Source organism: Herbaspirillum sp. alder98, from assembly GCF_020179755.1.
Taxonomy (GTDB): domain Bacteria; phylum Pseudomonadota; class Gammaproteobacteria; order Burkholderiales; family Burkholderiaceae_D; genus Herbaspirillum.
Genome location: NZ_JAIUCY010000006.1, coordinates 17,775 through 41,063 on the forward strand (window position 1 = coordinate 17,775; position 23,289 = coordinate 41,063).

Genomic DNA, 23,289 nt, shown 5'->3' on the forward strand with positions numbered 1-23,289 from the left:
GGGTTTCTCCTTCTGGGTTGGAATGCAATCAACAGGGTGGGGCAGGATTCAGGCCAGGATGGCGGCGATGAATTCCTGCGTACGAGGGTGCTGCGGGCGCGACAGTACCTCGCCCGGGGTGCCGCTTTCGATCACCTGTCCGCCATCCATGAACACCACGCGATTCGATACTTCGCGCGCAAAGCCCAATTCATGGGTGACCACGATCATGGTCATGCCGCTCCTGGCCAGGTCCTTCATGACGGCCAGCACTTCACCCACCAGTTCCGGGTCGAGCGCCGAGGTCGGCTCGTCGAACAGCATCAGCTTGGGCCGCATGGCCAGCGCCCGGGCAATCGCCACGCGCTGTTGCTGGCCACCCGACAATTCGGTCGGATAGGCGTTGGCGCGCTCGGCCAGGCCCACCCGCGCCAGCAGCGCCATGGCTTCCTCGCGGACCTCGGCGCGGCGGCGCTTCTGCACCACGACCGGGCCTTCCATCACGTTCTGCAATGCCGTCATGTGGCCGAACAGGTTGAAGCGCTGGAACACCATGCCACTCAACAACCGCTGGCGGGCGATATCGCTATCCGACAGCGGCACCAGCAGCTCGCCCCGACGGCGATAGCCCAGCAGTTCGTCACCGACCCAGATGGCGCCGCCGTCGACCGCTTCGAGCTGGTTGATACAGCGCAGGAAAGTGCTCTTGCCCGACCCCGACGGGCCGACGATGCAGCATACCTCGCCGGCCGCCACCGTCAGGCTCACGCCCTTGAGGGCATGGAATGCGCCATAGTGCTTCTGCACTTCGTGGGCCACGATCATCGGTGTGCTCATGACTTGCCTCCCGCGCTCTTGCGGGCAAACGCCTGCTCGAGAAAATACTGGCCGATGGAAAACACCGTCACCACCGCCAGGTACCAGACGGTCGCCACGATCAGCAGTTCGATCACGCGCGCATTGGCAAAGTAGATGGTCTGGGCGTTGTGCAGGATTTCCGAAAACTGGATCACGCTGGCCACCGAGGTCAGCTTGATCATGCTGATGACTTCATTGCCGACCGGCGGAATGATCACCCGCATCGCCTGTGGCAACACGATGCGCCTCAGCGCGGTCAGGCGCGTCATGCCGATCGCCTTGGCCGCTTCGGTCTGGCCATGGTCGACCGACAGGATGCCGCCCCGCACCACCTCGGCCGTATACGCGCCCTGCCCGATCCCCAGGCCCAGCAGGCTGGCCACGAACGGGGTAATGATATCGACCGTGCGGGCCTCGAACAGGCCCGGGATGCCCAGCATCGGAAACACCAGCGCCAGGTTGAACCACAGCAGCATCTGCAACAGCAGCGGCGTGCCGCGGAAGAACCAGATGTAGAACGCGGCCACCCCGCGCACCACCGGGTTGGGCGACATCACCATGACGGCGAAGATGACGCCCAGCACAATGCCCACCACCATCGCATAGATGGTCATCAGGATGGTATTGACCAGGCCGTGCATGATGACCTTGGCGGTCATGAACTGGGCCACGATCTTCCATTCGATCTGGCCATGGGAGAAGGCATTGATGATCAGGCCCATCACGGCCAGGATCACGGCCGCGGTCAGCCAGCGCCCGTAGAAACGACGCGGCGCTACCTTCAGGTGATCGATGGCGTAAGTCGACGGCGTGCTGTTCATGCCGCACCTGCCGCAGCGGTGATGACGACGGACTGGCTCCAGGCGCGTTGCCCGGCGACCGTGCCGCGCAAGCGCTCAAGCTGCGCGCGCACCTGCTGCGGCGAGGTGCCGCCATAGCCACTGCGCGCGGCCACGGCGACCTCGGGCGTGAGCACGGCACGCACCTGTGGTCCCAGATCGGGACTGATGGCGGCCAGTTCGGCGTCATCCAGCTGATGCAGCTCCAGCCCCAGGTCTTCGCAGCGGCGCACCATGGCGCCGGTGATCTCATGGGCCTGCGCAAATGGCACGCCCCGGCGCGACAGCCAGTCAGCCACTTCGGTGGCCAGCGTGAAGCCCTGGGTGGCATCGGCACGCATGCGTTCAGTGTTGACCCGCATGGTGCGCACCATGCCGGCCATCGCCGGCAGCACCATGTGCAGCACGTCGATGGCCTCAAAGGCGGCGTACTTGTCTTCGGACAAGTCACGGTTGTACGAGAACGGCAAGCCCTTCAGCGCCACCAGCATATCCATGAGCAACGAGATCAGGCGCGCCGAGCGACCGCGCGCGAGCTCGGCGATATCCGGGTTCTTCTTCTGCGGCATAATCGAACTGCCGGTCGAGAAGGCATCGTCCAGCTCGACCCAGCGAAACTGGCGCGACACCCACAGCGTGACTTCTTCGGCCAGGCGCGAGATGTGGGTGCCGAGCATGGCGCAGTCGAACAGGAACTCGGCCACATGGTCGCGACTGCCCACGGCATCGATCGAATTTTCACAGGGGCCGTCGTAACCGAGATCGGCGGCCGACAGCTCGGGATGCAGCGCAATCGCCGACCCGGCCATGGCGGCGGCGCCCAGCGGCGAGCGGGCATGCCGCCGGTCCCAGTCCTGCAGGCGCGAGAAGTCGCGGCTGAAGGTTTGCGCATGGGCCAGCAACTGGTGCGCGAAGATGATCGGCTGGGCCGCCTGCAGATGGGTGAAACCTGGCGCCAGGGTGTCGGTGTGCAGCGCCGCTTGCGCCATCAGCGCATCTTGCAGGTCAAGCAGCATGGCGCCGATCTCGCGCACCTGCTCGCGCAGGTAGAGCTTCAGGTTGTTGGCCGCCTGGTCATTGCGCGAACGGCCCGCGCGCAACTTGGCGCCGGTGGCGCCGAGCGCCTCGACCAGCACTCTTTCCATGAAGGTGTGGACATCTTCGTCGGCCGCTGTCGGTTGCAGTTCGCCTCGGGCAAAGGCCGCGCCCAGCGAGCCCAGCGTGGTGACGATGGCCGCGCATTCGGCTGCATCCAGCACGCCGGCGCGCAACAATTCGCGCGCATGGGCCTGGGAGGCCACGATATCGAAACGGGTCAGGCGAAAATGATCGAGCCCGCCGCGCGACAGCTTCATCAAAGCCGGATCGGGCGGCGAACGAAAACGTGCTCCCCACAGGCGGGTCTCACTCATGCTTGTTCCTTGTCTTCTGGTTGCAGCAAAAATCCTGATGGCCGGGCCGGCCTTCAGCTACGGTACTTCACACCCGGGAAAATGCACAGCATTTCGTATGCCAGGTTGGCCGCGACCAAGGCGGTGGTACCGGCCTGGTCATAGGGCGGCGAGACCTCGACCAGGTCCGACGAGACGATGTCGAGCCCGCGGCAGCCGCGGATGATCTCCATGCCCTGCTGCACCGTCAGGCCGCCGATCTCGGGCGTGCCGGTGCCGGGCGCAAAGGCCGGATCGAGGCCGTCGATGTCGAAGGTCAGGTAGACCGGGCCGTCGCCCATCTGGGCTCGCACTTCGGCCATCAAGGGCGCCAGCGAACGATGCCAGCAGTCTTCGGCCGGCACCACCCGAAAGCCCTGGGCACGGCACCAGTCGAAGTCGTCGGCGTGGTAGCCGGTGCCGCGCAGGCCGATCTGCACCACCCGTTGCGGATCCAGCAGGCCTTCTTCGAAGGCGCGCCGAAACGGCGTGCCATGGGCGATCTTCTCGCCGTTCATGGTGTCATTGACGTCGGCATGCGCATCGACATGGATCAGCCCCACCGGGCCCCGGGTCTTGGCCAGCGCGCGCAGGATCGGCAGGGTCATGGTGTGGTCGCCGCCCAGGCTGATGGTCTTGCAGCCGGTGGCATAGATGCGCTCGTAACCCTCTTCGATCAGGCGCACCGAATCCAGCAGGCTGTAGGGGTTGAGCGCGATATCGCCGATGTCGGCGACCTTGAGCGAATCGAAGGGAGCCGCGCGGGTGGCCATGTTGTAGGGCCTCAGCAGCACCGATTCGGTGCGTATCTGGCGCGGACCGAAGCGGGTGCCCGAGCGGTTGGACGTGCCCAGATCCAGCGGCACACCGACGAATCCGACATCGAGGCCGGTCGGATCGTCGACATAGGGCAGGCGCATCATGGTGGCAATCCCCCCAAAACGGGGCATCTGATTGCCCCCCATGGGCTGATACAGTGCATGTTCCATCGATATCCATCCTTGTATGTCCAGGTCTGTTATTACCTATTCTATCGGCCTGTCATAGATGGAAATATATCGATGTCGCGACGTTTACATTGATAATTATCGATGTAAAAATCGAGGCTTCTCCGGGGAGTGCCATGTTTAACAATGTCTTTGATCTGGACCTGCGGTTGATCCGGGTCTTCCTGGCGGTGGTCGACTCACACGGGGTATCGGCCGCGCAAGCCAAGCTCAATGTCGGCCAATCGACCATCAGTGCGCAATTGAGCGCTCTCGAGACGCGCCTCGGATATCGGCTGTGCGAGCGCGGGCGCGCCGGCTTCAGGCTGACCGCCAAGGGCGAGAAGTTTGCCGATTCGGCGCGACGCATGATCGACGCCCTCACCGAGTTCGGCATGGAAGCGCGCAATCTCGACAAGCGGCTGGTCGGCACGCTCTCGATCGGCCTGATCGGGCATACGCCGGCGCATCACAATACCCGGCTGTCAGAGGTGATCCGGCGCTTTCGCCAGCGCGACGAAGCGGTGCGCATCGAGTTGCTGGTGCGCACGCCCAGCGAACTGGAGGAGATGCTGCTCAATGGCAGCATCCAGGTCGCCATCGGTTACTTCTGGCGCCGCGTGACGGCGCTGCAATACACCCAACTGATGCTGGAACGCCAGGTCGCCTACTGCGCCCCGCCCCATCCGCTGTTCGACCGCCAGGGCGAGATCGAACCGGAAGAAGCCGCCAGCCACGCCTGGGCCTGGCGCGACTATCCGGTGCCGCCCGGCCATGTGCCGATCCACCGCCGCAACATCATGGCCGTGACCGGCAACATGGAAGCGATGTCGATCCTGATCCTGTCGGGCCAGCATCTGGGTTACCTGCCCGAGGAAATGGGTCGCGACTACGTCGCGCGCGGCCAGATGCGCGCCCTGAACCGGGCCCAGCTTTCGTATGAGGTGGGGATCAGCGTGGTGACCAACCGCGTCGGCGCCGAAGAACCGATCGTGGCGGCATTTCTGGACGACCTGAAGGCCATGCAGCTGTAGCACCGGGGATCAAGGCCATTGCTCACTGGCCTTCGCCAGGGCGCTGGGCTTGAGTGGCAAACGAACCGGGCCCCTGCAAAAGCAGGGGCCCGGCGAGATTCGACCTGCTCGACGGTCAGGCCGCCAGCGCCACTCCGCGCGAACGCCCCGAGCTGAGGTAGGTGGCAATCGAGTCCTGGGTGATTTCGCCCATATAGGCGCCATCGGCATCGATCACCGGCATCCAGCTGGTGCCCTGCTTGTACATCTTCGACAGCACCACCCGCAGGTTTTCGTCTGGTGCGGCATTCATCGTGAACGGACGCACCTTGCCGGCCGCTTCGCCGGCGCTGGCGCGCACGTCGCGCCGGGTCAGATAACCAAGCGCACGATTGTCGGCGTCGGTGATGGTGAGGTAGCGCGTATCTTCCTCGTCCATCAAGCCCAGCGCCTGGGTGCAGGTGACATCCGGGCGCGCCGTCACCGGCGTGGTGGCGGCTTCGCCGGCGCGCACCAGCAGCAAGCGCTTCAAGGTGTGATCCTGGCCGACGAAAGCGCCCACGAAGTCATCCTTGGGACGCGCCAGCAGAGTATCGGGATTGTCGACCTGCACCAGCTTGCCAGCGCGGAAGATGGCGACCTTGTCACCCAGCTTGATGGCTTCGTCGATGTCGTGGCTGACCATGATCACGGTCTTGTCGAGCTGGCGCTGCATCTGGAAGAATTCGTTCTGGATCGACTCGCGGTTGATCGGATCGACCGCGCCGAAAGGCTCATCCATCAGCAACACCGGGGCATCGGCGGCCAGGGCGCGAATGACGCCGATACGCTGCTGCTGCCCCCCCGACAATTCGCGCGGATAGCGACGCAGGAACTTGGCCGGATCCAGCGCCACCATCGCCATCAGCTCGGTGGCGCGATCGCGGCAGCGCTTCTTGTCCCAGCCCAGCAGGCGCGGCACGATGGTGATGTTTTCCTCGATGGTCATGTTGGGGAACAGGCCGATCTGCTGGATCACATAACCGATGTGGCGGCGCAGGCTCACCTCATCGATGCCGGCCGTATCCTGCCCATCCAGCAACACCCGCCCCGAGGTCGGGCGGATCAGGCGATTGATCATTTTCAGCGTGGTGGTCTTGCCGCAACCGGAAGGCCCCAGGAAAACGCAGATTTCACCCTTGGCCACCTTCAGGCTGACCGCATCGACTGCCTTGACCTGGGTACCATCTTTTTGCGTATAGGTCTTGCTGAGTTGTTCGAGTTCGATCATTTCTGTACTCCTTTCGGTGTCAATATTTTCTGCAGTTGCTGCAGCATCAGGTCGGCGATGATGGCGAGGATGCTGATCAGCACCGCGCCCACCACCAGCTTTTGCATGTTGCTCTGGCTGATCGCGTGCAGGATCAGCACGCCCAGCCCACCGGCGCCGATGATGGCGGCAATCGCCATCACACCGATATTCATGACCACCGCGGTGCGCACCCCGCCCAGGATCACCGGCACCGCCAGCGGCAGGTCAACCATGCGCAGGCGCTGCCAGAAGGTCATGCCGATACCGATGCCGGCTTCGCGAATGCCGGGCTCGATGTTGTCCAGCGCCAGATAGGTGTTGCGCATGATCGGCAGCAGCGAATACAGGAACACCGCGGTGATCGCCGGCAGCGGGCCGATGCCGGCGCCGAAGCGCGAGAACAGCGGGATCATCAGGCCGAACAGTGCAATCGAGGGCACCGTCAGCACCACCGTCGCCAGGCCCATCAGCGGCCCGGCCAGCCAGCGCACGCGCACCACCAGGATACCCAGCGGCACACCGATCAGGATCGCCAGGCCGACTGCGATGCCGACCAGCTTCAGGTGTTGCACGGTGAGGCCGACGATGATCGGCCAGTCTTGCTGGAGATAAGTAATCAGGTCCATGCCACGCTCCTCAGATCAAGCCTTCTCGTTGCAGGAAATCGGCCGCCACACGGCTCACGGCCTCTTGATCGATGTCGACCCGCTTGTTCATCTCGGTCATCTTTTCGGTATCGATCTTCGCCGCCAGCGCGTTGAGCTGCTCGGCCAGCTTGGGGTTGGCCTCCAGCGTCTTGCTGCGCACCACGGGCGTGGCCTTGTAGGCCGGGAAGTAACCCTTGTCGTCGTCCAGCAGCTTCAGGTCGAAACCCTTGATGCGGCCATCCGAGGAATACGTCAGGCCGACAAACAATTGCTCATTCTTGAGCGCCGTGTAGACCAGGCCGGGATCCATCTGCTTGACCTCGCTGCGCGACAGCGAGAAACCGTACAACTGCTGCATCGGCCCCAGGCCATCCGGGCGCGAGGCGAATTCATAATCCACCCCCACCAGGTGTTGCCGGCCGTCGCCCTCGGCATCATCGGCATTGATGCGGTCGGCCAGGTCCTGCAGGCTGTTGATGCCCAGTTCCTCAGCCAGCTTTTGCGGCATGGCGAAGGCGTAGGTGTTGTTGAGCGCCGATTCGTCGAGCCAGACCAGGCCGCGTTTTTCGTCGAGCTGCTTGACGCGCTGGTAGGTCTCTTGCGGATCCAGCTTCTCGTTGACGTGGTTGTAGACAATCAGCGAAGTGCCGGTGTATTCCCAGACGATGTCGAGTTGCCCGGTCTCTTGCGCCTGGCGCATCAGGGTGCTGCCCAGGCCGTTCTTCAGGTCGACCTGGTAGCCCTTGGCGCGCAGGTACTGCGCCGTCATGTTGGACAGCAGCAGTTGCTCGGTGAAGTTCTTGCCGCCGATCACGACGGATTGCGCGTGGGCCGTGGCGGCGGCGAAAAAGCCAAGCGCCATGGCCAGTGCGCATGCCAGATATTTGGTTTTCATGTGGTTCCTCTCTGGAATGGGTTAGGCGCGCAAGCCGCGACGTGCCAGGTAGATGCCCGACAAGGTGGTCACCAGCGCATCGAGGATCAGCGCCAGCAATGCGGTCGACGCCGCGCCCAGCAACAGTTGACCGTGGTTGTTCAGGTAGATGCCGGGGAAGATCAGCCCCCCCAGGCTTTCGCCGCCGATCAGCATCGACAGTGGCGCCGAGCCGACATTGATGGCCAGCGCCGTGCGCACGCCGCCGACGATGATCGGCAAGGCATTGGGCAACTCCACCCGCAACAGGATCTGGTGCGGCTTCATGCCGATGCCGCGCGCAGCTTCCTTCATGGCGGCGGGAACGTTGCGCAAGCCCTCGTAGGTATTGCGCACGATGGGCAGCAACGACGCCAGGAACAACGCCAGGATCGATGGCCAGTTACCGATGCCGAACATCGCCAACGCCAGCGCCAATACCGCAATCGATGGAATCGTGTTGCCGATGTTGAAGATCTGGATGAATGCCTCGGCGCTGCGTGCGGCGGCCGGGCGGGATAACGCGACCCCGGCCGGCACCCCCACCAGCAAGGCCAGCGCCATCGAATAGAACACCAGTTCCAGGTGACGGCCGGTGTAGTAGATCAGGTCGCCCTGATAGTGCCGGATGGTGTCGGGACCGATCCACCAGATCAGTCCTGCGATGACCAGCGCCAATCCTAGCGCGCCGGTGAAGACGTGACGAACACGTGTCATGTGACCCCCTTTGGTATAGCCGGCACGACATGACGCCGCCGCCGACGGGTTGTAGGCATGAATGAATCGAGGCCACAGCAGTTAGCCGTGACGAAGACCTGGCGCCCGAGTTGCCGCAAGACATTGGCCTGGCGGTAGATGCGGGCAAGCCCTATTTCGATTGTGTGTGGTTCGCTGCCCCTGGTGGGCTATCGTTTGGATACGAACCGAAGCTGCCATGCAGCGATGAAACCGGAAAACTCTCCGGCAAATTGAACATCCGTCAGACGGACTGGGAACTGCTTTGCGTTGTTGAACAAGTAATGTCGCTAGGACTTTCGATAGTATAAACCAATCGCTTAATAAAGTCTAGGAATGTTATTTCTTGTAATCATAACCAGGCGATCTTAAGGAAGCCAAATAGTTCCTTAAAGCATGCAAAATTGACTACTCAAGGAGCCGAAACGGCTGAGCCGGATCAGCTCCCTGTGCCTCGGCGGGGTCAGCGAATGGCGCCGAATACCTTGCCGATGATGGCGCTACCGGAACCGATCGGATCGCGTCGGATGGCTTTTTCCTCTTCACCGATCATCAGGAACAAACCGTCCAGCGCACGTTGCGTGACATAGCCTTCGACGGTGGCCTGGTCGCCCGATACCAGCCCGGTCTTGGCGACCTGCCCCATGGTGGCGTTATAGCGGGCCGACAGGCCGTTGCGGTCGGTAATGCCCTTGACGATGGGCAGGAACTTGCCGGCCAGCTCGCCCGAGGTCTTCTGGCGGAAGAACTCGGTCACCGAGGTCTCGCCGCCACTGAGGATGTTCTTGGCGTCAGTCACCGACATCGACTTGACGGCATTGACCAGCAACGGCTTGGCCAGCGGCACGGCAGACTCGGCCGCATGGTTCATGTCGATCACCAGCTCATCGACCTTCTGCCCCTGGCCGGTCATGCGAATGAGCGGCATGGCCTGCTCGAGCGCGCCCGGCAGGCGAATCTTGACCTTGTCGTTGTTCAGGAAGCCATTCTGCTGGCCCAGCTTGGAGACGGCGACATTGGCGCCCTTCTCCAGGGCCGCCTTGAGGCCGCTGGTGGCGTCCTGGTTACTGATATCGGACAACGAAAAGGCGCTCGCCGCGCCGGTTGCCAGCAACAGGATGGCGCTGGCAATGCGACGGCGTGTGATTGAAATGGGGAACATGCTCACTCCGGTTGATGAAGACTGAAGCCACATGATGGCATGCCGCCAGGCGCACGCACAGTACAGGTGATCAACCGCCGCGCGACAGTTCCACGCCGGCATTGCGCGGCAGCCGGCGCGACACCGGCACCGAAGCGATCGAGAACAGGCCAATGACCAGGAAAGCCGGCCAGAAATCGGATTCGACGATCGTGGCATGTCCCTGGACATGGTTCGACAGCTGCAGCACGATACCGGCCACGGTCACCCCCAGGCCCAGCGACAACTGCTGGATCACGCTGGCCAGGCTGGTGACGCGGCCGGCATCGCGGTTGTCGATGTCGGCATAGGCGATCGAATTGAGGCAGGTGAATTGCAGCGCCGGAAACACCCCGCCCATCAAGACGATCAGGGCGATCAGCAGGTAAGGCGTATGGATGCTGAATACGCCATAGGCGGCCAGGGCGATGCCGGCCAGCACCGCATTGACCATGAGCGTGGTGCGAAAGCCGTAGCGGCGCAGCACCCGGGTGGCGATCAGGCGCATGAAGAGCGAACCGAACGCCGAGGCGCACGTGATGGTGCCGGCCTGGAAGGCGCTCATGCCCAGGCCTTCCTGCAACGCCAGCGGCAGCAGGAAAGGCACCGCGCCCAGGCCGATGCGAAAGAGCGATCCGCCGACCACGCTGGCGTGCAGCGTGGGAATGCGCAGCAGGCGAAAGTCGAGCAGCGGAAACTCGACCTGGCGGGCATGACGAAAATACATCGCCAGCGAGACGGCGCCGATGGCGCACATGGCAACCGGCGTGGCGCCATCGACCAGGTGGGTGCCGAACAGCGACAGGCCGAGCATGATCAGCGCGGCCCCCACCGAGGTCAGGATGAACCCCTTGACGTCCAGCGGCGCGGGGTTGTCTTCGACGAAGTTCTGGATATGGCGACCGGCCAGGTACAGGCCCAGGATACAGAACGGGATGTTGATCAGGAACACCCAGCGCCAGTGGAAATAGGTCGTGATGAAGCCGCCCAGCAAGGGCCCGACCACCGGCCCCATCAGCGACGGCAGGGTCAGGTAGCTGACCGCCTTGACCAGTTCGGCCTTGGTCACCGAGCGGGCGATGATGACGCGCCCCACCGGCACCATCATGGCGCCCCCGATTCCCTGCAGGAAGCGCGCCGCCACGAAGGTCGCCAGCGAGGTCGAGACCGCGCACAGGACCGAGCCGATCATGAACACGATCATGGCCGCACGAAACACCTTGCGCGCGCCCATCTTGTCGGCCATCCAGCCGGAAATCGGAATGAACACACCCAGCGCGGCCACATAGGCGGTCATGGCCAGCTTGAGGGTGATCGGATCCTGGTTGAGGTCGCGCGCGAGCGCCGGCAGCGAGGTGGCAAGCACCGTGGCGTCCATGTTTTCCATGAACAGCGCACAGCCGACAATAAGAGGGACAAGCAACGAAGGTCGCACGATTGCAGCGGATTGGTAGTGGATGAAGCGCAAGTCTGGGCTTGCGGCAAGCGTCGAGTTTACTCCTTTTGGGGATTCCTTGCGGGCGAGCGCATCAAACCCCAAAAAAATAGCCCGCGTCCACTCGGACGCGGGCTACCCCACTACCTGTTACATCGATCGCCCACCCCCCACGAGAATTCTCGCAGCAGGCGACCAACATCAGTATGTCGGCACAGGCGCCATCGGACTATGAGAAAAGTCTCAATTTGATTCAATGGACTTGAGGGTTTTCGATCAGGCGCATCCGAAACGACACCGCAGCATCAGGCATCGCCGACGGCTTCCTTGCGGGCCGGCGTCTCGCTCTTTTCCTGCTTGAAACGCGTCACCAGCAGCTGGTTGATCTTGTTTCCCTCGATATCGACCACTTCGAACTTGAAATCGGAAAACAGCACGAAGTCGGTTTTCTTCGGAATCTTGCGCAGCATGTACATGATGAAACCGGCCAGCGTCTCATAGCCCACCGGATTGGGATACTCGTCGATGTCGAGTTCGCTCATCACGTCGTTGAGCGGGGTGACGCCATCCATGAGCCACGAATTCTCGTCGCGCCGCACGATCTGCTGCTCTTCTTCGGCCATCGCCAGCAAGTTGCCCATCAGCACGCTGGTGACATCGGTGATGCTGATGATGCCGACCACCAGCGCATATTCGTTGACGACGATGGCCAGATCCTCGTCCATCGCCTTCATCCGCTCCAGCACTTCCCACAGGTTCAGGCTGTCGGGAATCGACAGCGGGCTGTGCACCAGCCCCTTGTCGGCCAGCGAAAAGCTTTCGCCCTTGAGCAGGCGCTTCAATACGTCCTTGCTATCGATGTAGCCGAGCACCACATCGATATGGCCGTCGCACACCAGGAAGCGCGAATGCGGATGGTCGATGATCTTCTGGCGGATGGTTTCCTCGGTGTCCGACAGCAGGAAGTAGACGATGCTCTCGCGCTGGGTCATGGCCGACGGCACGTAGCGGCTTTCCAGCTCGAACACGTTTTCGATCAGGTGATGTTCTTGCGTGAGCAGCACACCGGCCTGGGCGCCGGCATCGACCATGGCATGGATTTCACTGGGCGTGATCACGTCCAGGCGAATCTGCGGCAGGCCCAGCAACGTGAAGATGGCCTTGCACAAGCCATTGAAGAACCACACCAGCGGCTTGAAGATTCGCCCCAGCAGCAGCATCGGCTTGACCAGCGCGGTGGCGGCGCGTTCCGGGGCGACCATCGCCAGGCGCTTGGGCATCAGGTCGGCAAACAGGATGAAGACGGCCGTCACCGACAGGAACGACAGCGCAAAGCTGACGTTTTCCAGCCAGGGGCCCTGGTAGAACAGCGACACCAGTTCGCGCAGATGGGGCGTGAGCGCCGGCTCGCCCACCACACCGCCAAGGATGGCCACCGCGTTCATCCCGATCTGCACCACCGTGAAAAAGTCGCCGGGCTGGGCTTGCAGCGCCAGCACCCGGTCGGCATTGGGCTCGCCTTCCTTGGACATCATCTCGAGGCGGATCTTGCGCGAGGCGGCAATCGAGATTTCGGCGCACGAAAGGAAGGCGCTGATCACGACCAGCAGCAGGATAAGCAACAGGCTGGTGAAAATGCTCATGTTGTTGTTCTCGTTGTTTTGACGCCCCATTCTCTCGTGCCTTGGGGGCTAAACGCAAATAACGATGACAACCAGCAACGATGGCGACTAATAAACATCGCGCCGATAGCGCCCCTGCTCGGCCAGCGCGATCAGGGCGTCTTCGCCCAGTATTTCCTGCAGCGCCTGGGCCACGCCGGTAGCCATGCCCTGCAAACTGCCGCATACATAGATGGCGGCGCCCTGCTCGACCCATTCGCGCAGCGCCGGGGCGGCCTGGCGCAGCCGGTCCTGCACATAGATGCGTTCGGCGCCATCGCGTGAAAACGCCAGGTCGAGGCGCTGCAGTTGTCCCCGCGCCTGCCAGGCTTCGATTTCGTCGCGATGGAACCAGTCATGCGCGCGCGAGCGTTCGCCGAACACCAACCAGTTGCGCACATGACCGGCCGCCACCCGCGCCCGCAAATGGGCCCGCAATCCGGCCAGCCCGGTGCCATTGCCGATCAGGATCAGCGGCCGGTCATCGGGCGGAGGATGAAAGCCGCTGTTGCGGCGAATGCGCAAGGCGATGGTGGCGCCTTCGGGGGCGTGCGCGGTCAGCCAGCCCGAGCCGATGCCAGGCCGGCCATCGGCTTGCCGCATGCGCCGCACCAGTAGATCGAGCGTGCCATCCTGCGGCAGCGAGGCGATCGAGTATTCACGATGCGGCAATGGCTTCAGGCGCGCCAGCAGGGCCGGCGCCGGCAATCCCTGCAGATCCGGGAAACCGTCCAGCGGCAACACCCGCGCCGCCAGCGGTTCGACCAGGGCCGCGTCCACCAGCGACAAGGCCCGCATGAAGCGGCGTACGTCTTCGGCGCTGTTGCGCGGGCCGATCTCGGCAATATCGCCCGCCTGCCACTGCGGCGCCGGCAGGTCGAGCGGGGTCAGGGCCAGGTGAAAGGCCGGGTCGCCCAAGCTGCCCGGGTTGAGCAGCCGCCGCTCGGCCAGCCGCCAGCGGCCATAGCTGGGCGCGCTCCAGTCGCTGTCGTCGCGGTATCCGCTGATGACGCCCAATTGATGTTGCCAGTGCCGCAGCGCGCCGTCGTCGCCGTTATCGACCTCGACCACATCGAACAATGGCTGCGCTCGACGCTGCCGCAGCCAGGCCGCCAGCGCATGACCGAAGACGCAATATCGCGCATAGCTGCGGTCGCCCAGCGCCAATACGCCGAACGACAACTGCGGCAGTGGCGCGCCAGCGTGCTGCATGCGCAGCGCGAAGCCGGCGGCGCTATCCGGGGCATCGCCCTCGCCGGTGGTGCTGGCGATGAACAACGCCCGGGTGGCCGCGGCCAGGTCATCTTCGGTCAATCGCGCCAATGGCAGCACGCGCACCGCCACGTCGCCCCGGCGCAGGCTTTGCGCGGTCTGCAGCGCAAGCTGCTCGGCAAAACCGGTCTGGCTGGCAAACACCACCAGCAGCGACTGTGCTGCGGCGTCGCCATGCCACAAGGATTCCTGCTGACGGCGCGCCCGGCGCACCTTCAGGCCGGTGACGACGCAGAACGTCATATACGCCAGGACGATCAGGGCGGCCAGCAGCCAGCGGCCTTCGCGACTATCGGTCAGGTGCGCGCGGGCGGCGCTCCAGCTGACCAGGTTGGCGCACAGCAGCGCCAGCATCCATTGCACCAGAGTGGGCATCCTGCGCATCACGCCCTCAGTCCAGCATCGCGGCCAACGCCGGCGTCATGCTCTCTTGCAGGCCGTGCGCCGTGTCATGCAGGAACAGCGCGGCAATATTGCGCTGGCGCGCAAACGCCATGCCCTGCTCCACGCCCAGCACCGTCAGCGCGGTGGCCAGCGCATCGGCCACCATGCACTGGCGGTGCAGCACCGTGACCGACACCGGCGCCTGCCGCAATGGCTCGCCGCTGCGAGGATCGATGGTGTGCGCGTAGCGCCGTCCATCATGCTCGAAAAAACGGCGATAGTCGCCCGAGGTAGCCACCGCCAGTCCATGCAGGGCCAGACGCAGCGCCGCACTGTCGCGCCCCGGAGGACGTTCCAGTTGCACCCACCACGGCTGGCCATCGGGCTTGACGCCCAGCCCGCTCAGTTCGCCGCCGATTTCCACCAGATAGCTGGTACAGCCCAGCGCCTGCAAGGCTTGCGCGACCAGATCCACCGCATAGCCCTTGGCGATGCCCGAGAAGTCCAGGACAGCGCCACCGGGTTGCAGCACGCGCCGCGCGGTGCGATCCAGCACGATGCGCTGCCAGCCGCAACGGGCCTGCGCCTGCTGCAATTGTGCGGTGCTCGGTAATGCGTCACGATGCGCCGGGTCGGGACCGAAGCCCCACAGGTTGACCAGCGCTCCGATGGTCGGATCGAAAGCGCCCTGGCTGTCGGCGGCCATCGTCAGCGCAGCGTCCAGCACGGTAAATAATTGCGGTGGCAGCGGGTGCCAGCTGCCGGCTGCCGCCCGGTTGTACTGCGACAGCAGCGAGTCGGGCTGCCAGGTGCTCATCTGCGCAATCACCAGTTCCAGCTGCGCCTGCACCGCTTGCAGCACCTGCTGTTGCGACGGCCCGCGCGGCGCCAGCATGGCCTGCAACGACCAGGTGGTGCCCATGCTGGCACCGGCCAGCCGACACTGCACGACGCCCGGCGCCAGCGGCGCCGGTGCACTCAGGTCCCGCGGGATCAACAGCCGTTCTGACATCATGCCAAGGCCTGATCAGGGCAGCACTTCGAGCGTGGCGGCATAGACCGCGCGACGCTGGGACGCTTGCGGCAGCGACGTCTTCTGGTCCGACACGCTGGCCTCTACCCAGTGCATGCCCGGTCCTTCCCATTTCACGCTGAACTTGCCTTCGGCATCGGTCTTGAGCTTGGCATCGTGCAGCTTGTCGCGATAGCGGATGCCACCCGGCACCACCTCGACTTCAACTCCGGCGGCCGGCTTGCCATCCAGCAGCAGCTGGAAGTTGGCCGTGTCGCCCACCACCAGGTCGGTGGGGTTCGTGATCGGCTGCAACTCGAGGCCGGAGCCGGTGATGGCCAGGGCGGTGCGGGTCGGCTTGCCCGAAGTGGCAAAGGTTTCGATGCGGCTGCTGGCCTGGGTCACCTTCAGCTCTTGCGCATTGGCCGGCACTTCCCGGGCGAAGGCCTCGGCCGATCCGCGCCAGCGTTTCTGCTGGCCATCGACCTTGTAGCTGGCGAACAGACCGTTGTTGACCACGGCGATCTTGTAGGTCCCGGGCTGGCTCAGCTGCACGTCGAACGTGCTGCGATACTTGCCGGTGGCGGCATTGACGGCTTGCACGAACTTGCCGTCGGGCGCGGTCACGGCCAGGCCATCCAGGCGCAACGGAAAGTGTTCGAAGTAGAACAGGTCGTTGGAGACGGCGGCGTCGACCGTGACCCAGGCATCCTTGCCCGAGAAGACGGTGGCCGATGGCAGCAGCCACTGGCGGTGCGCCTGGGCCGACAGCGGCAGGCTGATCGCCAGCGCCACGGCGGCCAGCTTGATCGAGGTGCGCAGGCTGCGCTTGAGGGAAGAATTCATGTTGGCTCCGTTCGGATGAATTGGTTATTGGTCGGTTTTCAGGGCTTCAGTTCAAGCGACACGGCGCCCAGTTCGCTGGCGCCTTGCACGTGGCTATTCTGGGCCGATTTCGGCGGCCAGGTGAACGGCAGCTTCACCAGTTCGCGGCCCCCCACTTCGCGCGCCGCTTCCACATTGAGCACGTACTCGCCGGCAGCCAGGTCGGCCAGCGGGCCCTTGCCCGAGACGAAATTCAGCTTCTGCTCACCGGCCGGACGGGTCGCGCCGCTGACGCCATCGACCGGCATCTGCAACTCGCGGCCGCTGCGGCGCCACCATTGGCGCAGGTCCTTGAGCCACTTCTCGCCTTCCTTGTCGCGCTTCTTGAGGTCGTACCAGACCGCCAGGTTGGCCGCCACGCTCTGGTCGGCGCGCTCGATCCAGGCGGCCAGGTAAGGACGGTGGTACTCCGCCACATTCAGGGTCGGCACCTCGATCCTGAGGTTCAGGTCGGCGGCCGCAGCCGGCGCCATCTGCGCGAACATCGCGGTTAATGCCAAGGCCAGCACGGTCGGCTTGAGCAAACCGGACTTTCCTGTCGAATCTTGCTTGTGCTTCATGAAATTGACCTCGCGGACGATTGAAGAAAATGAAAGGGATAAAGCAATGAATCTCAATGAATGAACAGCACGGCCAGCAGCAGCGGCACCACCAGCCCCAGCACCACCAGCGGCCAGGTAGCGGGACGCTTGGCCGCATGGATCTGCAGCAGGAACAGGCCGGTGATGCAAAACACCAGGCACGACACCGCGAAGATGTCGATGAACCAGCTCCAGGCCGCGCCCGTGTTGCGGCCCTTGTGGAGGTCATTGAAATAACTGATCCAGCCGCGATCGGTCTTTTCGACTTCGACCGTGCCGTCCTCCAGCGCCACCCGCAGCCAGGCGTCGCCGCCCGGACGCGGCAGCGACACATAGACTTCGTCAGTCGACCATTCGGCCACCTGCTCGCCCACCGTCACCTGCATGTGCTGTCCGACCCAATCGCGTACTGCAGGCGGCAACGGCTGGCGGGCCGCCGCGCTCTTGGCATCGGCCGCAGCGACCAGGGCCTGGCGCTTGAGCGGATCAAGCAGCTTGTCAGGCAGTTGCCCATCGCGCCGCTCGACCTTGGGATGCGCTTCGATCTGCGCCGCATGATTGAGCGTGACGCCGGTGGCGGCAAAGGCCAGCATGGCGATGAGACAGATGCCGGAACTGATCCAGTGCCATTGATGCAGATGCTTGAGCCAGAATGCGCGACGTTTCTGGTCTGCTACGGGCGTGACGGCTTGGGCTGGCTTCATGGACAACACAGGGACGGCCCCGGCCACCCTTTTTCTAATTGGTAATAATTCTCATTATAATCCAGCTGAGCAATGAGAGGACCGCCGATCGAGTCTTTTACTTGGCGATACATAACGATACACAGGCCCGCTATGGCGCCAGCCCTGCCGCGATGCGCAGCGCCGGCTGCAACGATGCCGGCAGCATGGGCCCGTGCGACATGCCCGCGAAGATGCGCAGGTCGACCGTCATTCCCGGCACGCCACGCAGGCGCGCAGCCAGGTCGGGCAATGCCTGCGGCGGCAGCTCGAGACGTCCCGCCGGCGGCTGCCGGGCACCGGCCGCGGCCGGGCGCTCGCGTCGTTCGCTGTCGCCGGCCATGAGCCAGAGTCGCCGTCCCGTCACCGGCGGCTGGGCGCGAAAGCGCTGCTCTTCTTGCAGGATGACGCCACGTCCCCACCACAGCGATGGACTGGCGGCGATGTAATCGGCAAACAGCTGGCTGCGCGAGAACAGCGTATGCAGCACGAACAGCCCGCCATACGAATGCCCCCATAGCGCCAGCCGGCTGGAATCGACCGGCGCCATGTCGCGCACGCGCGGCAATATCTGCTGCTCGATCAACGCCAGCATGCCGTCGGCACCGCCGCCGCGCCGACCGCGCGCCAGTTCGTCATCGACCTGGCCGGCAGGAATCGGCGGTGTGTAGTCAAACGCGCGCGCCGTCACATCGAAACGCAGGTCGGTGTCATATCCGATGGCCACGATCAGCGGCGGCGTGGCGGCATCCAGCAGCTGCAATTGCGGCTCGTCGATGGCGGCCAGCGCGGCATTGCCATCGAGCAGGACGATGGCCGGATGACCGGCCGCCGGTGGCGCCTTGCGCGGGATGCCGAGCGTGATCCGGTAGCGCCGCTGGCCATCCTCCGATGGCAGCAGCCAGCGCTCGAAGCGATAGAACGCCGAGCCGGCGTCGGCGATGGTCGGCCCCAGCGGACGCGACAGGTCCGGCTGCGCCCGCACCAGCGCCGGCGCCAAGCCGCCGAGCACTGCCAGCGACGCCGCCGCCAGCAGGCGACGGCGCGAACTGAAGTGCGCCGTCATCAGAAGCGCTGGGTCACGCTGACCCACAGGCGGCGACCGTCGCCGACGGTGTTGAAGTCCTGTTCATCGAGTCGCTTGTCGGTGATGTTGTAGATCGCCGCCGACAGGCTGGTGAGCTTGCCGATGTCGTAGCTGGCGCCGATGTCAGCCAGCGCATAGGCCTTGTACTGCTTGGCGCCCGCACTGGAGATGGTGGTGCCGGCGGTGCCCACGCGGGCAGCGGCGTTGATCTCCTTGCCGTGGTAGTTGATGGCGCTCCACAAGGTCAGGGCATCCGACGGTGTCCAGTCGGCGCGCAGGTTGAACATGTGCTTGGGGGTACGCGCCAGCGCATAGCCGTCATAGGTGCCGCCCTTCTGGCGCGAATCGGTATAGGTGTAGTTCGACTTCAGCGCCAGGCTGCGGGTGGCCTGCCAGCGCGCGGTCAATTCCACGCCCTTGATCGTGGCGCGGTCGATGTTGTAGCTGTACCAGAGACGATAGTTGTTGTTGGCCGACCAGCGCGCAATCGAACCATCGGCGTTGTAGACCAGGGCATTGCTGACCTTGTCCTTGAAGTCGGTGTAGAACAAGGTGGCACCGCCGGACAGGCCGGACTGGTTGTCCCACAAGGCTGCCAGTTCCCAGCTGGTGCTGGTTTCCGGCTTCAGGTTGGGGTCGCCGATGATGACGCCGCAGGTGCCGGTCGGGCCCACGGTACAACCGGCGCCGCCGGTGGTGTAGGCATAGCCCGGCGCGATGGTGCGGATTTCAGGCGCGCGGAAACCGCGCGAGACGCCGCCCTTGATGGTCAGGTTGTCGGTGCTGTGCCAGACGCTGTAGAGACGCGGGCTCCAGTGGTTGCCGTAGATCTCGTGGTTGTCCAGGCGCAAGCCGCCGGTCAGCGCCCAGGTATTGGTCAGCTTCCACTCGTCCTCGACGAACAGCGCCTTCTGGTCGATCTGGAACTGGCGCACCAGGGTCGAGCTGACGCCCGGATTGACGTCGGTCAGCTTGGCCTGGTTCCACTGCCCGCCCAGCACCAGCCAGTGCTGCCCCAGCGGCATCGAGAGCTTGCCGTCGAGCACCGTGTTCTCGATCTTCGGCGCCCGCGCGGCCTGCACGAAGTTGTCGCTGCGGGCCGGGGTTTCGGTGAAGCTCTTGCGCTGCGCCTCTTCCACCGACAGCGACACCTCGGAAGTGGCCCAGCCCCAGCGGCCGGTATGCGACAGCGAGAAATGGTCGCGCGGATTCTCGGTATAGCTGTCGGCGGTAGTCGCGGCCTGGGCCAGCGTATGTTGCGACGAACCCGAACGACGCACCTGGGAAGTGCCGGCTTCCAGCACGATGTCGTGGTTCTTGTTGGGCGTGATCGACAGGCGTGCCGTCAGGTCGGTATCGAGCGCCTTGGTGTTGCCGTTGAGGATGCGGTCTTCCTGGCGCTTGTAGACCTTGCCCCACAATTGCAGCCCCAGCAGGTCGGTGGCGATCGGACCGTTGAGATAGAACTGGCCCTGGTAAGAATCGCCGGAGTCATTGTGCTGCTGCATGATGGTGTCGACGGTAATCGCGCCGCCCCACTTGCTGGCCACCTTCTTGGTGATGATGTTGATCACGCCGCCCATGGCGTCGGAGCCGTACAGCGACGACATCGGACCACGCACCACCTCGATACGTTCGATGGCCGACAGCGGCGGAATATACGATTGCTCGAAACCGGCATTGCCGTTGGTGCGCGCATCGCGCGTGCTCTGGCGCTTGCCGTCGACCAGGATCAACGTATAGGCACCGGGCATGCCACGGATGAAAATGTCTTTCTCCGACGAGGTGCCGGTGACGGTGACGCCCTCCATATCCGACAGGGCATCGGTGAGATCGCGGAACTGCTTCTTCTTCAGTTGTTCGGGCGTGATCACCGAAATGCTGGCCGGCGCATCGACCACGGCCTGCTCGAAGCCGGTGGCCGTGACCACCACTTCCTTGAGGCCCTGCGCGCCGGTTTGCGCCTGCGCGCCAACGGCCAGCAAGGTCAGCGCGGTGGCGACGGCGGCGGCAACGCGGGTTGGAATGAATCGATCGGAGTGATGCATGAGGTTCCCCAAGATGATGACCCGCGCCCTCGCATGTCACCAGTACGGGCGTAACGAAGCCGGCGAGCGTTCGCCTGCAAAGTCGCACCGGTTCTGGGCTGGAGAGTCGTCAGGAAGAAATGACTTAATTTGCAAATGAGAATTATATTCATTTAAAATTATCAAAAGTATGTCAAAGTGTGGCAACCCTCCCGGTCCCCGCCACACTTTGTCGCTCCCGGCCACGAGCGGCCAACAAGCAGCCAACACCAGCAGGAACCCCATGCAAGCGCAACGTCACATCCTCGTGGTCGACGACCACCTCGACATCTGTGAACCATTGGCCGCCTACCTGCGGCGCCAGGACATGCAGGTCAGCATGGCGTTCAATGCCGCCCAGGCGCGCCGTCAGCTGGCGCAGCAGGCGTTCGACCTGGTGGTGCTGGACGTGATGATGCCGGGTGAAGATGGCTTGTCGCTGTGCCGCCACATCGGCCAGGCCTATGGCACACCGGTGATCCTGCTGACCGCCATGTCGTCGCTGGCCAGCAAGGTCTCGGGTCTGGACAATGGCGCCGATGACTACGTGGTCAAGCCGTTCGACCCGCAGGAATTGCTGGCGCGCATCAAGACCGTGCTGCGCCGCTTGAGCCGTGCGCTGCCGGCGGCAGTCATGCCAGACACCGCCAGCCAGGCCATCCATCGCTATGTGTTCGACGAGTGGACGCTCGACGTCGAACGTCGCGAGCTGCTCGATCGCGATGGCGTGGCGGTCACCTTGTCGAGCGTCGAATACCGGCTGCTGCGGGTGCTGGTGGAACATCCCAATACCGTGCTCTCGCGAGACAAGCTGATGGATCTCACCGCCGGCGCCGATGCGCAAGTGTTCGACCGCAGCATCGACAGCCAGGTCAGCCGCCTGCGCAAGAAGCTCGAACCCGATCCGCGCCGACCCAGCCTGCTCAAGACGGTATGGGGCAACGGCTATCTGCTGGCGGCGCAGGTCAGCAGCGAAGCGGCGGCATCGTGACACTGTGGCCGCGCACCATGGCCGCCCAACTGGTCGGCCTGCTGCTGATCGGGCTGGTGGCGGCCCATGCGGTGGGATTGTTATTGGTCGTGACCAATGGCGAAGCCATCCATTCGATCTCGCGCGAACAGATGACCGAACATGCGGCCGTCGCCTGGCGCCTGGGAACACTACCCGAGGCGCAGGCGCGTCAGGCGCTGGCGGCGGCCCGCGATGACAACGCCACCTATGCCCTGGCCACCGCCAGCGACGTCTCGCCCGGGAATGAAGAGGGCCTGGACCAGGACCTGATTCGGACGCAACTGGTGAATTCGCTCAGGCTGCCAGCCGATGCCGTGCGCGTCAGCCTGGTGCGGCTGGACAGCCGACGCGGCGACCTGCGCATCTCGCTGCGCACGCCCGGCGCACTGTGGGTCAATACCCTGCAGCATCCTGTGATGTCGCAGGCCTGGCGTCGTCCGCTGCGTTTTTCGGTGCCGGTCAGCACCTTGCCGGTGCTGGTGATCGTGTTCCTGTTCGTGCGCCGCATCCTGCGCCCGATCAAGGCGCTGGCGCATGCCGCCGAACGCGTCAGCCGCGGCGAACAGGTCGAGCCGCTGCCGGTCACGGGGCCGTCCGAAGCGCGCGAGGTGACCCAGGCCTTCAACCTGATGCAGCAGCGCATCACCCGCTTCGTGGATGATCGCACCCGCATGCTGGGTGCCATCAGTCACGACCTGCGCACACCGATCACTTCATTGCGGCTGCGAGCGGAACTGGTTGACGATGCGCCCCTGAAGGCGGCGATGATTCGCACCCTCGACGAAATGCGCGTGATGGTCGAGGAAACCCTGCGCTTTGCGCGCGACGATGCGCGCAACGAAGATACCCGCGAAATCGACCTGCAGGCGCTGTTGCGCGATGTCGCCGACGAACAGCGCGCCCAGGGACGCGACGTGCAGGTGCACGACCTGGCGGCGAGCGCGCTGCCCTACCGCTGCCGTCCGGTCAATCTCAAGCGGGCCCTGAGCAACCTGGTCGACAATGCCGTGCACTACGGGCGGCGTGCGCGACTGGCGCTGACCAACGGGCCTGCCGGCATGCTCGAGATCCACGTGGACGATGACGGCCCGGGCATTCCAGCCGACCGCCTGCAGGACGTCTTCAAGCCCTTCGTACGGCTGGACCCGGCGCGCAGCCGCAACCGCCAGGATGCCAGCAATGTCGGACTCGGCCTGTCGATTGCGCGCTCCTGCATCGAAGCGCACGGCGGCCGGCTGGAGCTGGAAAACCGTAGCCTCGACCAACCCGGGCTGCGGGCGGTCATCAGCCTGCCGACCTGA

General features: G+C 64.2%; 21 protein-coding genes. 3 read left to right on the forward strand and 18 right to left on the reverse strand.

The features are described 5' to 3' along the window. Positions 1-48: 48 nt before the first annotated feature. The 4 genes from LBW87_RS14980 to speB are packed head-to-tail and all read right to left on the reverse strand — an operon-like array spanning position 49 to position 4,095. Positions 49-816, reverse strand: a complete 768-nt coding sequence (locus LBW87_RS14980; protein ID WP_320442736.1) for an amino acid ABC transporter ATP-binding protein — start codon at positions 814-816, stop codon at positions 49-51. After that, positions 813-1,658 (reverse strand): amino acid ABC transporter permease, encoded by an 846-nt coding sequence (locus tag LBW87_RS14985; protein ID WP_225202297.1) that lies wholly within the window; start codon positions 1,656-1,658, stop codon positions 813-815. The genes LBW87_RS14980 and LBW87_RS14985 overlap by 4 nt, the downstream gene beginning before the upstream one ends. Beyond that, positions 1,655-3,088 (reverse strand): argininosuccinate lyase, encoded by a 1,434-nt coding sequence (argH, locus tag LBW87_RS14990; RefSeq protein WP_225202298.1) that lies wholly within the window; start codon positions 3,086-3,088, stop codon positions 1,655-1,657. Before argH ends, LBW87_RS14985 begins: the two co-directional genes overlap by 4 nt. 53 nt (positions 3,089-3,141) lie before the next feature. Then, positions 3,142-4,095 carry an agmatinase gene (speB, locus tag LBW87_RS14995; protein WP_225202299.1) on the reverse strand — a complete coding sequence of 318 codons (954 nt, stop codon included), beginning with the start codon at positions 4,093-4,095 and terminating at the stop codon, positions 3,142-3,144. 134 nt (positions 4,096-4,229) lie between these two features. On the opposite strand from speB, the gene LBW87_RS15000 reads away from it, so the two are divergent. Then, complete coding sequence (locus LBW87_RS15000) at positions 4,230-5,126, forward strand: LysR family transcriptional regulator (protein ID WP_225202300.1); 897 nt, start codon at positions 4,230-4,232, stop codon at positions 5,124-5,126. 115 nt (positions 5,127-5,241) lie between these two features. Here the strand turns inward: LBW87_RS15000 and LBW87_RS15005 are convergent, their stop codons facing one another. The 14 genes from LBW87_RS15005 to LBW87_RS15070 all read right to left on the reverse strand — a co-directional run bounded on the left by LBW87_RS15005 (position 5,242) and on the right by LBW87_RS15070 (position 20,958). Then, on the reverse strand, positions 5,242-6,375 hold the full coding sequence (locus LBW87_RS15005; protein ID WP_225202301.1) for an ABC transporter ATP-binding protein: 1,134 nt from the start codon (positions 6,373-6,375) through the stop codon (positions 5,242-5,244). Next, positions 6,372-7,022 (reverse strand): ABC transporter permease, encoded by a 651-nt coding sequence (locus LBW87_RS15010; protein ID WP_225202302.1) that lies wholly within the window; start codon positions 7,020-7,022, stop codon positions 6,372-6,374. Before LBW87_RS15010 ends, LBW87_RS15005 begins: the two co-directional genes overlap by 4 nt. Before the next feature lie 10 nt (positions 7,023-7,032). Next, on the reverse strand, positions 7,033-7,938 hold the full coding sequence (locus LBW87_RS15015; RefSeq protein WP_225202303.1) for a glycine betaine ABC transporter substrate-binding protein: 906 nt from the start codon (positions 7,936-7,938) through the stop codon (positions 7,033-7,035). A gap of 21 nt (positions 7,939-7,959) precedes the next feature. Further along, positions 7,960-8,673, reverse strand: coding sequence for an ABC transporter permease (locus LBW87_RS15020; RefSeq protein WP_225202304.1), 714 nt, complete (start codon positions 8,671-8,673; stop codon positions 7,960-7,962). Positions 8,674-9,154: 481 nt separating this feature from the next. Further along, positions 9,155-9,853, reverse strand: a complete 699-nt coding sequence (locus LBW87_RS15025) for a DUF4197 domain-containing protein (RefSeq protein ID WP_225202305.1) — start codon at positions 9,851-9,853, stop codon at positions 9,155-9,157. A 70-nt stretch (positions 9,854-9,923) separates the two neighbouring features. Beyond that, a complete protein-coding gene (locus LBW87_RS15030) occupies positions 9,924-11,258 on the reverse strand; it encodes an MFS transporter (RefSeq protein ID WP_225202306.1) in 1,335 nt (444 codons plus the stop codon). A gap of 353 nt (positions 11,259-11,611) precedes the next feature. Next, positions 11,612-12,949: a hemolysin family protein gene (locus tag LBW87_RS15035; RefSeq protein WP_225202307.1), complete on the reverse strand. Its 1,338-nt coding sequence runs from the start codon at positions 12,947-12,949 to the stop codon at positions 11,612-11,614. A gap of 87 nt (positions 12,950-13,036) precedes the next feature. Beyond that, positions 13,037-14,623: a sulfite reductase subunit alpha gene (locus tag LBW87_RS15040; RefSeq protein WP_225202308.1), complete on the reverse strand. Its 1,587-nt coding sequence runs from the start codon at positions 14,621-14,623 to the stop codon at positions 13,037-13,039. 7 nt (positions 14,624-14,630) lie between these two features. Next, complete coding sequence (locus LBW87_RS15045) at positions 14,631-15,635, reverse strand: FAD:protein FMN transferase (protein ID WP_225202538.1); 1,005 nt, start codon at positions 15,633-15,635, stop codon at positions 14,631-14,633. 15 nt (positions 15,636-15,650) lie between these two features. Next, on the reverse strand, positions 15,651-16,481 hold the full coding sequence (locus LBW87_RS15050; RefSeq protein WP_225202309.1) for a DUF4198 domain-containing protein: 831 nt from the start codon (positions 16,479-16,481) through the stop codon (positions 15,651-15,653). A 38-nt stretch (positions 16,482-16,519) separates the two neighbouring features. Then, positions 16,520-17,080, reverse strand: coding sequence for a DUF2271 domain-containing protein (locus tag LBW87_RS15055; RefSeq protein WP_225202310.1), 561 nt, complete (start codon positions 17,078-17,080; stop codon positions 16,520-16,522). A gap of 53 nt (positions 17,081-17,133) precedes the next feature. Further along, positions 17,134-17,805, reverse strand: a complete 672-nt coding sequence (locus LBW87_RS15060; RefSeq protein WP_225202311.1) for a PepSY-associated TM helix domain-containing protein — start codon at positions 17,803-17,805, stop codon at positions 17,134-17,136. 130 nt (positions 17,806-17,935) lie between these two features. Continuing rightward, positions 17,936-18,889, reverse strand: coding sequence for an alpha/beta hydrolase (locus tag LBW87_RS15065; protein WP_225202312.1), 954 nt, complete (start codon positions 18,887-18,889; stop codon positions 17,936-17,938). Next, a complete protein-coding gene (locus LBW87_RS15070; protein WP_225202313.1) occupies positions 18,889-20,958 on the reverse strand; it encodes a TonB-dependent receptor domain-containing protein in 2,070 nt (689 codons plus the stop codon). The genes LBW87_RS15065 and LBW87_RS15070 overlap by 1 nt, the downstream gene beginning before the upstream one ends. Positions 20,959-21,220: 262 nt before the next feature. On the opposite strand from LBW87_RS15070, the gene LBW87_RS15075 reads away from it, so the two are divergent. Beyond that, on the forward strand, positions 21,221-21,967 hold the full coding sequence (locus LBW87_RS15075; protein WP_225202314.1) for a response regulator: 747 nt from the start codon (positions 21,221-21,223) through the stop codon (positions 21,965-21,967). Further along, positions 21,964-23,289 carry an ATP-binding protein gene (locus LBW87_RS15080; RefSeq protein ID WP_225202315.1) on the forward strand — a complete coding sequence of 442 codons (1,326 nt, stop codon included), beginning with the start codon at positions 21,964-21,966 and terminating at the stop codon, positions 23,287-23,289. The genes LBW87_RS15075 and LBW87_RS15080 overlap by 4 nt, the downstream gene beginning before the upstream one ends.